Source organism: Undibacterium sp. Jales W-56 (assembly GCF_025548535.1).
In the GTDB taxonomy this organism is placed as follows: Bacteria; Pseudomonadota; Gammaproteobacteria; order Burkholderiales; family Burkholderiaceae_D; genus Undibacterium.
In genome coordinates, this window is record NZ_JAJLQW010000009.1 from 17,637 (window position 1) to 30,197 (window position 12,561).

At 51.4% G+C, this 12,561-nt stretch carries 11 protein-coding genes; 1 reads left to right on the forward strand and 10 read right to left on the reverse strand.

Annotated elements, in window-relative coordinates:
- Positions 1-67: 67 nt before the first annotated feature.
- The 6 genes from LPB67_RS18400 to LPB67_RS18425 form a co-directional block, all read right to left on the reverse strand.
- A complete protein-coding gene (locus LPB67_RS18400; RefSeq protein ID WP_262838772.1) occupies positions 68-3,184 on the reverse strand; it encodes an efflux RND transporter permease subunit in 3,117 nt (1,038 codons plus the stop codon).
- 3 nt (positions 3,185-3,187) lie between these two features.
- Positions 3,188-4,402: an efflux RND transporter periplasmic adaptor subunit gene (locus tag LPB67_RS18405; RefSeq protein ID WP_262838773.1), complete on the reverse strand. Its 1,215-nt coding sequence runs from the start codon at positions 4,400-4,402 to the stop codon at positions 3,188-3,190.
- 399 nt (positions 4,403-4,801) lie between these two features.
- A complete protein-coding gene (locus tag LPB67_RS18410; protein ID WP_262838774.1) occupies positions 4,802-5,266 on the reverse strand; it encodes a DoxX family protein in 465 nt (154 codons plus the stop codon).
- Between the two features lie 265 nt (positions 5,267-5,531).
- A complete protein-coding gene (locus tag LPB67_RS18415) occupies positions 5,532-6,353 on the reverse strand; it encodes a DNA-binding domain-containing protein (RefSeq protein WP_262838775.1) in 822 nt (273 codons plus the stop codon).
- Positions 6,350-7,216: a DUF692 domain-containing protein gene (locus LPB67_RS18420; protein ID WP_262838776.1), complete on the reverse strand. Its 867-nt coding sequence runs from the start codon at positions 7,214-7,216 to the stop codon at positions 6,350-6,352. Before LPB67_RS18420 ends, LPB67_RS18415 begins: the two co-directional genes overlap by 4 nt.
- A 16-nt stretch (positions 7,217-7,232) precedes the next feature.
- The gene (locus LPB67_RS18425) at positions 7,233-7,481 is read right to left on the reverse strand and encodes a DUF2282 domain-containing protein (protein WP_262838777.1); all 249 of its coding nucleotides are present in this window, start codon (positions 7,479-7,481) and stop codon (positions 7,233-7,235) included.
- Between the two features lie 395 nt (positions 7,482-7,876).
- Between LPB67_RS18425 and LPB67_RS18430 the strand changes: the two genes are divergently transcribed.
- Positions 7,877-8,092: an RNA-binding S4 domain-containing protein gene (locus LPB67_RS18430; protein ID WP_262838778.1), complete on the forward strand. Its 216-nt coding sequence runs from the start codon at positions 7,877-7,879 to the stop codon at positions 8,090-8,092.
- A 61-nt stretch (positions 8,093-8,153) separates the two neighbouring features.
- On the opposite strand, the gene LPB67_RS18435 is transcribed toward LPB67_RS18430, so the two are convergent.
- The 4 genes from LPB67_RS18435 to ppc all read right to left on the reverse strand — a co-directional run bounded on the left by LPB67_RS18435 (position 8,154) and on the right by ppc (position 12,421).
- Positions 8,154-8,573, reverse strand: coding sequence for a hemerythrin domain-containing protein (locus tag LPB67_RS18435; RefSeq protein ID WP_262838779.1), 420 nt, complete (start codon positions 8,571-8,573; stop codon positions 8,154-8,156).
- A 166-nt stretch (positions 8,574-8,739) separates the two neighbouring features.
- Positions 8,740-8,940, reverse strand: a complete 201-nt coding sequence (locus LPB67_RS18440) for a YjfB family protein (RefSeq protein WP_262838780.1) — start codon at positions 8,938-8,940, stop codon at positions 8,740-8,742.
- 27 nt (positions 8,941-8,967) lie between these two features.
- The gene (gene mobB, locus LPB67_RS18445; RefSeq protein ID WP_262838781.1) at positions 8,968-9,522 is read right to left on the reverse strand and encodes a molybdopterin-guanine dinucleotide biosynthesis protein B; all 555 of its coding nucleotides are present in this window, start codon (positions 9,520-9,522) and stop codon (positions 8,968-8,970) included.
- A gap of 118 nt (positions 9,523-9,640) precedes the next feature.
- Positions 9,641-12,421 (reverse strand): phosphoenolpyruvate carboxylase, encoded by a 2,781-nt coding sequence (gene ppc / locus LPB67_RS18450; protein ID WP_262838782.1) that lies wholly within the window; start codon positions 12,419-12,421, stop codon positions 9,641-9,643.
- Positions 12,422-12,561: the final 140 nt, after the last annotated feature.

A 12,561-nucleotide genomic window follows, 5' to 3' on the forward strand; every position in this document is an offset into this window, starting at 1 on the left:
CGCATGTTTATTCATCGATAAACATGCGTTGCTACGTAGACAATTATTTCAAATGTACAACAAATTATCAAGTCTTATTTGCATCTAAGGATGCGCCGGCGATCTTGCTATTACGACTGAAATAACCCTGCACTTGTCGCCCCCATTTATCTAAATAGGTATAAGCAATAGGCACAACCAGCAGCGTAAGCAAGGTCGAGGTGATAATCCCGCCGATCACGGCACGTCCCATCGGCGCTTGCGACTCCGCCCCCTCACTGAAACCGATCGCCATCGGCAACATACCGAAAATCATCGCCAGGGTTGTCATCATGATGGGGCGCAATCTGACCTGCCCCGCCGCCAGAATTGCATCATGCTGCGACATGCCTTGACGTTGCGATTGATTGATGAAGTCGACTAACAAAATCGCGTTCTTGGTGACCAATCCCATCAGCATGATAAAACCGATGATGGAAAAGATATTCAGGGTGCTACCGGTAATCAATAAAGCCAGCAACACACCGATCAAAGAAAACGGCAAGGAAGTCATGATTGCCAGCGGCTGCAAAAAACTGCCGAATTGCGATGCCAGGATCAGATAAATAAAGATCACCGCGATCCCTAAAGCTGCCAGTGCGGCATTAAAAGAGTCCTGCATCTCCTTGGTCTGCCCACCCACATCGAAGCGGTAACCGGCTGGCAGCTCAATGGTTTTGACCAGATTTTGCACTTCTTTACCGACATCTCCGGCGGGCCGGCCTTCAACATTCGCATAAATCGCTGCACGACGCTGCAAGTCCTGGCGTTTAATAACCCGTGGACTGGTACCGGGAATAAATTGCACCACCTGACGCAGGGGTACCATCACGGGCATTCCCATCGCATCAAGATTGCTGCTAGCCAGAGATAAATCTGCCAGATCCGCAATCTTCTGACGGCCCGACTTCGGCAGCTGGACATTGATTTCATAATTCTGTCCATCTGGCGCCAGCCACTGACCGATATTGTCGCCCGCTACAAACGGCCGCAAGGCCGCGCCGATCTGCTGAACGGATAAACCCAGATCATTTGCCAACTCATTGTTCACCTTTACCAAGACGGTCGGGTTGGCACCGGTCAAACTACTTTCCAGGTCCGCAATACCTTTAATTGCACTTAACTTCAACATCACCTGGTCAATCACTCCTTGTAATTTATCCGCGTCGGGTCCCAGAACTGCGACGTAAATCGGCTTATCAAATCCAACGCCGAGATCGACGCCCGGCACCGACTTCAGGCGCTTGCGGATATCTGATTCGATTTCTTTTTGTGGTTTTCTATGACTGATACGAGGCAGGGTCAGCTTCAAATTGATCTGCGCGGCATTGCGCTCCCCCTCCACGCCGACGCTGGTATTCATGGTCACGATCTCGGGCATTTCTTTCAGGATTGCCTCGACCTGCATGGTCTTTTCGTTGGTATAAGTCAGGCTGGATCCAACCGGCGTTTTGAGATTCAGTGAAATCTGGCTGTCATCCGTTTCCGGGGCAAATTCAGTGCCGATAAAAGGCAGCAGAAAAAAACTTCCCACGAAAAGTGCAAAGGTCAAAACCAGCGTCGTCTTACGTCGCCGCAATACCAATTCCAGAATACGCCCGTACAAGCTGTGCAATTGCTCGATGCCATGCTCAATCCGTTCCATCATGCGCGCCAGCCACGGGAGGCGACTAAATCGTCCTTCAGCCGGATCGTGCCAGACCGAAGACAACATCGGATCCAAAGTAAAGCTTACGAACAGTGATACCAGAACCGCAACTGTGACCGTGATACCGAATTGCAAAAAATACCGCCCTATCATGCCCTTCATAAATGCGACGGGTATGAATACCGCCACAATAGCGAAGGTCGTTGCCATGACGGCTAAGCCAATTTCATTGGTGCCATCTGCGGCGGCTTGCTTGTGGCCTTTTCCCATACCCAGATGGCGAACGATGTTTTCCCTGACCACAATCGCATCATCGATTAAGAGACCAATACAAAGGGACAGCGCCATCAGGGTCATGAAATTCAAGGTAAAACCAAAGGCCTTCAAAGCGATGAACGTCGCGATGACAGAAATCGGCAAGGTCAGACCGGTAATGATGGTACTGCGCCAGGAATGCAAAAACAAAAATACAATCAGGATAGTCAATCCCGCGCCTTCGAGGATGGTTTCTTTGACGCCTTTCAATGACTGCTTCACATTGTCCGCGTTGTTGTAATTGACGTTCATGACGACATCGGCCGGCAATCTCTTTTTCAGATCATCGAGCGCTTCCATGATGCCGTCTCCCACATCCACAATATTCGCATCCTGGATCTTGGTCACAGAGATGCTAATTGCCCGCACGCCGTTCACACGTGAAATCGAAAACTCTTCGCGTTCACCGTCTTGAATATCGGCGACCTGTTCCAGATACACGGGTGCGTTGGCGCGACGTGCGACGATAATTTTATTGAATCCGCGCGGATCCGTTATTTTTCCCTCTAAGCGCACCAGTTGATCTTTAGCGCCTTGAGTGATCAGCCCTGCCGGCATATTTTGATTGGTCGACTGGATTGCCGACAGCACCTCATTAACGCCGACATGATTGGCTGCCATGCGATCCGGATTTAACTTAACCTGCACCTGGCGCACCACAGCACCACGCACATCGACCCGACCGACACCGGCGACACTCTGTAATTTTTTGGCGATGATCTGATCGGTCAGATTGGATAACTCGCGCAAACTTCGTTCCGATGAACGGATCGACATTTCCACCACCGGACGTTCATTACCATCGCTGCCACCGCGCACAATGAAAGGGTCTTTCACGTCTTTCGGAAAGCCCGGGCGAATCTGCGCTACTTTGTCGCGGACTTCCTGCAACACCTTATCGGGATTCACCGACAACTGGAATTCGGTCCAGATGCCGGCACGACCTTCGTAAGAACTTGCCATGATGCGCTTCACGCCGCTGATGGTGTTAAGTACATTCTCTACCGGCTTGGTAATGTCGTTCTCGACGATCTCAGGCGATGCCCCCGGATACTGCACTTCCATCCAGACCCCGACCGACTGTACGTTTGGCATCTGCTCCAGACCCAAGCCCTGGTAGGAAAACAAACCCAGTACCATCAATGCCACCATCACCATAGTGGCAAAAACAGGATTCTGAATACTGACCTTGGTAATCCACATGGCTTAACCTTTGATTTTATCTGACGTCGGGTCAGCCGCGGGCACGGAGGCCACTGCCGCTTTTGGCATGCTCACCTTGCTGCCCGGCTTAATATTGCCCAGCTTGGTAGAAATAAGCTGCATGCCAGGTTCCAGTCCCTGAAGCACCTGCACCACGCCCTCATCTTCATTGCGCAAACCCAGTTTGACTGCTTGCTGCTGAATCTGATTGTTAACTATCAGGTAGACGACATCGCTGCCATTATGCTGACGTATCGCCGCTACCGGCATGACGGGTAAAGCACTGTTTTTTTCCAGCGTCAGAGCGCCTTTAGCGAACATGCCGCCTTTCAACGCACCATCTACGTTCTCTACCGCGACATACACCAGCATCGAGCGGGATCCTGCCTCGGCGGCAGGATTAATGCGCGCGACTTTGCCGGCAAATGAGCGTGTGCCGAAACCATCGACAGAAAATTTTACGTTTTGACCGATTTTGACGCGGGGAATTTCGCTGGAAGGAACTTGCGCCTCCAATACCAGCTGCGCGAGATTGACGATACTGAACAAAGGACTGTCCGGCGATACCTTGTCGCCCGCTTGTACGCTGCGCTTGCTGATGATGCCGTCAACTGGCGATTTAACCAGGGTATCGGCAAGCGCAAGTTGCGCGACCTCACGCTGCGAAGTCGCCGACTTCAGACTTGCCTGTGCCAGATCCAGGCTATTTTGCGTAGTATCGAACGCATTTTGCGAAATATAGTTCTGCTTCAGCAATGCTTCATTTGAATGCCGGTTTTTTTGCGCCAATGCCAGACGCGCCTGCGCCTCATCGACTGCCGCATCCTGAATATTCAAACGCGCTCGCAAATCAGCGCTGTCAAAGCGCGCAATGACTTGCCCCTTTCTGACCGGCATCCCCTCCTGCACCAGGGTTTCATGCACTTCCGCAGCCACCTTTGCGCGTACTGTCGTCTGACTTACCGGCATCAGGGAACCGGAGATCGGCAAATTCAGGCTTAATTCGCGGGCCGCCACTTTAATGACATCGACAGCCGCCAATTCATATACCGGCTCTTTTTTAGCATTCGCCTTTTCGTCCGCTTTGGCCTGCCCGGTGGTTGCCTTGGCATACATCATCCAGCCGCCACCGGCAGCCAGGGCGACGAGCAGGCCCAGCACAGGCAAACGCCAACGTCGTTGTGACATTGAAGACAAAATGGGAGTGTCTATTTTCATGATCTGATCTGGTAGGATTTTTTATGAGTGGAGTAATTACTCTTGCTGTAATGCACCGGTCGTTATTTTTATAATGGCAACTCGCAATGCTCAGACCGGGTTGATCGAAATAAGTTCGACAAATCCTCATGGTCTGGGCTTCAGATTTTCAATCTCCGCAGAAGCAAGCATGCAGCAGGCCCCCGATATATATCCACAATATAATCTATAGTTTGGGGGAAAACGGAGAATTTGAATAAAACGGATGAGTAAATAGCCCAGCGATTTTATTCATCCGGGGAATCGTAACGATATCGAGGTAAAAACTCGAGAGGAATGCAAAAACCGATTTGCGCAAGGAAATATCGATTCATCACAACTGATGCCCAAGCTGGCCACCAGTTGCCGGTCATGACCGAATTACGATCTGGCAGTTGCTTTGATCCAGTTATCCAGCGAAATTTTTCCCGCGCCAAACACCAGCAAAACCAGGAGCAACAATCCCCAATACAAATGGTCGTTGATCGCCGCTGGACATTCAAATTTCCAGAGTTGCGGATACGAAATCACGGCCATCGCATTCACCGCGAAAAGACCGAGGGCCGCGGGTCGTGAGAATAATCCTGTGATCAGCAGCAATGGAAAAAATAATTCTCCGCCGGCCCCCATTACGGCAGCCAGTTCAGGTGGGAGTAATGGGACGGTGTATTCCTCGCGGAACAATGAGAGCGTTCCTTCCCAGTCGCGGATTTTTATTAAACCCGCTTTAAAAAATTGCCAGCCTACAAAAATACGCAGCCCCAGATTAAGCAAAGCACCGCCCCACTCTTGCAGCGCTCCATCAAATCGAGTCGTCAGTTGATGTAAGCGTAAAAATTGATTCATATTCTTCTCCGTTATTGTGATGTGTAGGATTTACGCAAAACAGAACACTGCTTGCCGCGATCTGCATTGAACCCGCAGGCTGGATGCGGCTTTCCGGGCCATTTCGTGCCGACAGGCGCATCCAGCTTGCGGGTTCGTTTCATATCGGCATTCCATGAAGTTGCTTACTCTTGTTCTTCCTCTGTGTCTCCGTGTCTCGGTAGTGAGAGGTTTTGGTTTTTGCGTAAGTCCTAACTAGGTATGAGTCGAAGTGGGTAGGCGTTTCTTACATTGTATGTTGGCTCATTTCGGTAGCGCAAAATAATTCCCATTGAAACCATTGCTGGAGCTGTTCGGTAATCTGAAATTCAGCATCGCATTCAACAGCAAGCTCCAGGGCTTGCCCTACATTCGCCCCTTTAGATAAAGCATCCAGGGCCAGGTAGCAAGCCGTATCGATGATGCGGACAGCGGGCATCCAATGCTGCCGGTGAATCAGCATGTGATTTTTACGGTGAATCTCGGCAGGGAAATGCACCTCACCGAGATGCTGATGCGCAAGCCAGATTTCGGCGCTCGCCCAGTCGGAGACGATTAATTTGCAGGCAGGATTTAAGTGTAAATGGGCTTCAGAAAACTGCATCCCGGACTGGCCGATGAGTTCAGGCAAAGTCAGTGCCGGTTTGTTCTCTGCATAGTATGTCTGATGAACCTGCCACTCCAGCCTCGCCACCTCAGAGAAATAAGGATAATCGGTGCAAACGCCGAATTCTTCCTCCTCCAAAAAAGTCGCCAGAAAAAATCCGAACTCGTTCAGGTCTCCCGACGGCGAAGGGTAGCGTCGGCCGTATTCTCTAGCCATCTGCTGGAAGAATTCCGCACCGACCAATTGATACAGAACCGGGTAGGCGTTTTTGAGAGCCTGGTTCCAGATTGCAGTCAGGTTGCCGCGATAAGTCGCGAATCGCGCTTTCGCCTGCTGAGATTTGGCGCTAAACATGGTTAATTCGGCGGCGTCAACTGCCGGAGCTAATAGCTGCTCGGAAAAGCGTAATTGCAGTTCGGCCAGCGTATCTATATTGAGCGAAGAGAGGTGACTGCCGGTCATACAGGCACCTTGCCAGCAGTCCGGTATTGCGCCGCTTTAAGCGCCTCGGCCAGCAGCACCGGCAAGGCGGGAATATCCGTATCCCATTCAAGCAACACCGGAATATCGGCGCCGAACAAGGCACAGGTCTTTTCATACAACGCCCAGACCTGGGGAGCAACTGTGCAGCCGTGATGATCGATCAGGCAATCGTCGCTCTGCAGATGTCCAGCCAGATGAATTTCGCGTATCACACCAGCCGGAAGATGCGCAAATTCCGCCAATGCGGCTTCGGCGCTCTCGCCATGATTATGCTGATTGACAAAGAGATTATTGACATCCAGTAAAATGCCGCAACCTGTGCGACGCGCAAGCTCAACCAGGAACGCTGCCTCAGACATTTCATCTTCGGCAAACCGCAGGTAGGTTGATACGTTTTCAATTAAGACGGATCGTTGCAACACGGTCTGTAACTGATCGACACGTTGACACATCAAGCTCAAGGCATCTTGTCTTAACGGCAGCGGCAACAAATCGTTCAGGTGACGCCCTGCAATAGCGCCCCAGCACAGATGTTCTGACACCAGAGCAGGCTGTATTCGCTGCACCAGATTTTTCAGTTTATGCAAATGGCTTTCGTTAAAGCCTTGCGCTGAACCCAAGCCCAGACCCACACCATGCAAGCTGATGGGATAATCCTGGCGTAGTGTCTGCAACACATGCAGATCGTAACCACCATCGCCAAAATAATTTTCTGAATGAACCTCCAGCCAATCTATCTCAATCGATGCATTCAGAAAATCGCGGTAATGCTGGCTGCGCAAACCGATCCCGACGCCAAGCCCAGGACCGGTTTGATGCATTGAGTCAAAAGTAGCGCTCAATTAATCTCTTGGCCAATTAAGCTTTATCCAGCTTGCCGCCCATTTTTTCGCAAGTACCGGCGGGGACTTTTTTCCATTCATTGGCATCCATGTCCTTCTTGCCTTGACCTGCGCAAGAATGAGAGCCTGTCTTGGTTGCGCAATCGTTTTGACCGGCTTTGGCGATGCCAAAACATTTTTCTGTTTTTGCCGGCTCTGCTGCCAATGCGACCGTGGAACCGACCAAACTTGCCAATGCAACTGCAATCAATGCCTTGTTATTCATGTTTATCTCCTGATAAATTTAAAGAAAGACTCGTAAAAAAGTTTAATAAAAATCACTTACGATCAATAGTCGGGCAAAGCCAGGATACCTTACACAATTTTTTCAAAAATGTCCTGCCCTGCTTTTTCTATGCATAGTAGCGATACCCTGCAGAGATAGTTACGCTACGCCCGGCTGATCGGATTCAATATAATAGGCAATACCTGACTATGCTACCTTGCAAAGAAACACAAAAACCATAATGACAGCTCCAGATAAACAAAGCGATCTGGTGTATCCTGCCAGCCCTTACAAGACGGGCACATCATTGCCGGAGAAACAATTCGGTAGTATCTGAAGCAAATAGCAATGGCGGTCGCGACTATCGTAATTTACATTAACAAATCAGGAACCATATGCAAGACCTTAGCTTTAGCCTTGAAGGTGAATTTGTTGAACTCAACCAGTTATTAAAACTCGTTGGCCTGTGTGACAGCGGCGGCGCCGGCAAAGTCATCGTCGCCAGCGGCTCTGTCAAAGTGGACGGCAAACAAGAATTGCGTAAAACCGCCAAAATCCGCGCTGGTCAAACCGTCGTTTTAGGCGATGTACGCATCAAAGTCACTGCGTAATCCATGCGTAGTCAATGTGTATAAATGCCCCGATTGAATAAGCAATCCCCTGTAAGTCGAGTTACGCAGGCTGAGTCGCCAGACTCGCGGCTTCACTGGTCATAAAGCGCGCCAGCATATTGTCCATGGTATCGACATGATGCTCGAACCATAGTGGCAGTTCTTCCGCCAAGCGTGGTGCCAGATCCAGCTCCCCCGCTTCGACGATCCTGCGGCGCACTTCACGCATCACCTGCAAGACCGCATCATGTTCCGTCATATGACAACCGGCCGGTGGAAAAGAATGACTGTTCATCCATTGATTCTCTTGCTCAAAATGCTCTACAGAATGTGCTATCAAGGCGTCCAGCCTGGCGATAAAAGTAGCCGGATTATCTTCAGACAGCGCGGCGCATAGGATCACGAACTCCTGATGCGTCTCATCCATGGGCGCGTACTGCAATTTCAATCGATCTGACCATCCCCAGTTGGCATCGCTCATTACGGCTCCTTTAACTCAATAAGAATACCGGCGAAATTATCACTGATCCGGGATTTTTCCGCTTGAGAGAGTTGAGGAAATCCGTACAAGTCGGCTTTTAAAACGCAGTGCAAAAAAAAAAGCACAGCGTCTGAGGCTGTGCTTTTTTTGCAACGAGAGTGAGTATCTAGGCGGTCGTATTGATATTTCTTCCGAGATTTGGCGGTAAATTCGATATCGCCTTATTATCTGGAATCGCTTCGATCAATGCGGTCGCGCTCTCTGCGCTGACATCCAATGCTTTTTTCAGAACGGCAACACTGACTTCCTGGCTAACGCCCACATCTGCCAAAGTTGTTGATACGCTGGCAATTCCTGTAATATCCATGACAATCTCCCATAACTACGTATCTTATTATCGGCATGAAGTCGGTTCGACTTTAGGGTCGAACAAGAATAAATTTTTTGCTAAAGACGATTGAATCCAGGCAAGCACCTGTTCTGGCCGATTCAAATCCAGCCAGGCCAGATCCGTTCGCAGATCATCGGGCCTGGCGGCATCAGAAGCGACTGCAACAATATATTGATCGTGCGGATATAAAGCCGGTTTGCCCAGACTGGGTCGCCTGATCTCGATTTTCGAAATCGCCTCCCACTTGTATCCCTCTATCAGAGTCAAATCCGCCGGGGCAAGCCTGGGCAACAGGGCCAGCAGGCCCGGCTCTTCCTGTTCGCGCAATTCACTGGTAATCGCATAACGAAATGGAGAAGCCAGCAACACTTCGTTTGCACCGGCCCGGCGAAAACGAGCACTGTCTTTATGGGAAGGCTCTAAAATGATGTCGTGATGACTATGCTTCACCACATTCACCGTCAAGCCACTGCCGCTCAGTTCAGCGATCAGGTATTCAAGTAAAGTCGTTTTGCCGCTGCCGGACCAGCCGACTATGCCAAGTAAATGGTGGGACATCCGCATTCCTAAATCAATGTATCTCGTTTTCGATGCGCTTTTGCCAAGCGCAGCAGATTCTACATTGAATTATTGTTCAGGCCGCCAGCCATTCAATTTGCGCCGACATGGACTTGAGTTAACCGCTATTGCGCAGACCCGCCGCAATGCCATTGATCGACAAGTGGATACCGCGACGCACGCGTTCGTCCGGATCACCATTACGATAGCGTTCCAGCAACTCAACCTGCACGTGATTCAAAGGCGACAAGTAAGGAAAACGATTACTGATAGAGCGTTTCAGCAAAGGATTCGCGGACAACAATTCGGACTGGCCTGAGATCGCCGTCAAAGCTGCAATCGCGGCCTCGTGCTCGGCCTTCAATCTCGGAAAAATCCGGTTGCGCAAGGCTTCATCCTTGACCAACTGCGCGTAACGACTGGCGATACCGATATCGCTCTTGGCCAGCACCATCTCCATATTCGACAACACGGTGGAGAAGAACGACCAGCTCTTAAACATCGCTTGTAAGGTCTGCAAACCATGATCCGGATGCGCCTTCAGATAGCTCTGCACTGCCGAACCAAAACCAAACCAGCCCGGCAACATCAGGCGGCATTGCGACCAGCTAAATACCCAGGGAATAGCGCGCAAGTCTTCAATCGCGGTCGACTTTTTACGCGATGCCGGACGGCTACCGATGTTCAGACCGGCTATCTCGGAGATCACGGTCGATTCCCAGAAATACTGCTCGAAGCCCTCGGTCTCGTACACCATATTCCGGTAAGCGCGGAAGGCATGATCCGACAACTCTTCCATGACTTTTAAAAATTCCGCTGGCGGCTCCGGTTCGGTATGCGATAACAAACTGGCTTCCAGGGTTGCCGCTGCCAGCACTTCGAGATTGCGCCGGCCAACTTCTGGATTGCCGTACTTCGCGGTAATCACTTCGCCCTGCTCGGTCAGGCGAATCTGCCCTTGTACCGCGCCGGCCGGTTGTGCCAGGATCGCCTGATAGCTAGGGCCGCCGCCGCGCCCGACTGAACCGCCGCGACCGTGGAATAAGCGCAAACGCACCTGATGCTTGGCGAAGATGGTGACCAGGTCCAGCTCGGCTTTATACAGCTCCCAACCCGAGGTCAGGAAACCGCCGTCCTTGTTACTGTCGGAATAACCGAGCATGACTTCCTGCGCGTTGCCACGACTGCTCAACAGACGGGCATACGCTGGCAGAGCCAGCAAGCGATCCATCACCGGCGCACTGTTTTGCAAGTCGCCGATGGTTTCAAACAAAGGAATGATATTGACATCCAGCCTGCCTTCCAGCGGATGCAATAAGCCGGCTTCCTTCAATAGCACAGCCAGTTCCAGCATATCGGAGACGCCATCCGTTTTGGAGATGATGCAGTTAGGTACTGCGCCTTTGCCATAGCGCAGTTGCGCCGTGCGGGCGCCGCGGTAGATCGCCAGTTCGGATTGGGTTTCTTCCGAATAGTTGAGATACGGCGATGCCAATGGCCGGGAAGAAGCAATCTCCTGTGCCAGCAAGACAATGCGCTGCTCTTCATTGAGCTGCAGATAATCGGTACCGGGATTGGCGGCTTCCAGCAACTCGGCAACCACTCTCTCATGTACATCGGAATTTTGACGCAAGTCGATCGGGGCGAGATAAAAACCAAACACCCGCACCGCACGGCGCAAGTGACGCAGGCGACCGCGCGTCAACGCAGCGGAGCCGTTATCGAATAAAGACTGGTGCACGATATCGAGATCGGCTACCAACTGCTCTGCACTTGCATACGCTTCGGCATCGCCGGATGCATGGATTGCAGGTTCAGCGCCCAGCAACTGCTTGTAGGTTTTTGCCAGACGCGCATAAATACCGCTAACCGCCAGGCGATATGGTTCATCCGAGCGATGCGGCGAGTGATCTGGCGAACCTTGCGCCAGCGCCAGCAGTTCTGGCGATACCTGCACCAGCAGATTCGCCATCGACAATTGCGATCCTAAGGTATGCAATTCACCCAGATAAAAAGTGAAGGCGCGGTTCGCCTGCATCGCCAGGGTTTTTTCCAGCACGCTGGCAGTCACGAAAGGATTGCCATCGCGGTCGCCGCCGATCCAGCTGCCCAGCTTCATGAAGCTAGGCAAATCAACGGCCTGTTTATTTCCGTCCTTGCTGCTCAGCAGATCTTCCAGTCCGGCGTACAGGCTAGGCAATTCACGCAGGAAGGTGTAATCGTAAAAACTCAGGCCATTTTCCACCTCATCGAGCACCGATAATTTGGAGGTACGCAGCATGCGGGTCTGCCACAGCGTCAGTACCGCGCGGTTCAGCGCCTCTTCATTGGCCGCCGATTCTTCCGGGGTCAATTGCATACGATCGCGCTCATCCAGCAAACGGGTGATCACCATCTGGCAATTCAAAATACTTTTACGCTGGACCTCAGTCGGGTGCGCAGTCAAGACCGGGCTGACTTCCGCGGTCTGGAAAAAATCGAGCAATTGCCGGGTGCTGTGGCCTGCGTTGTATAAGGACTCAATCGTGTGCGCCAGACTGCCCGCGCGCGGTGCAGAACCGGCGATCAGATGCTTGCGAGTGCGACGGATGTGATGCTGATCCTCGGCCAGATTGACCAGATGCGAAAAATAGCTAAACGCACGAATCACTTGCGTGGTCTGGTCGTTGGTCAGCGTATCGAGTGTCGATTCCAGCGCATCGCGCGCGGCCTCGTCGGCATCACGACGGAAGCGGATCGAATTTTGCCGCACCGTTTCAATCAGATCAAAAATTTCGTCGCCATGCTGATTGCGCACAGTGTCGCCGAGTATGCGGCCAAGACGGCGGATATCGTCACGCAGACTTTGGTCTTTGTCGTCTTCGGTCAGATCGATTTTGGGTTGGAGATGTGCATTCATACGGGCAAATTTTACGGGGCGAGAGGAAATCAGGTGATGAAAAAATTTCGTCCATCTTTGCACACAAGATGACTCTACGGCAGCGTGCAAAGACCGGACTAGCGCAATAACATGACGGACAACTTACCAGTTTTATAATC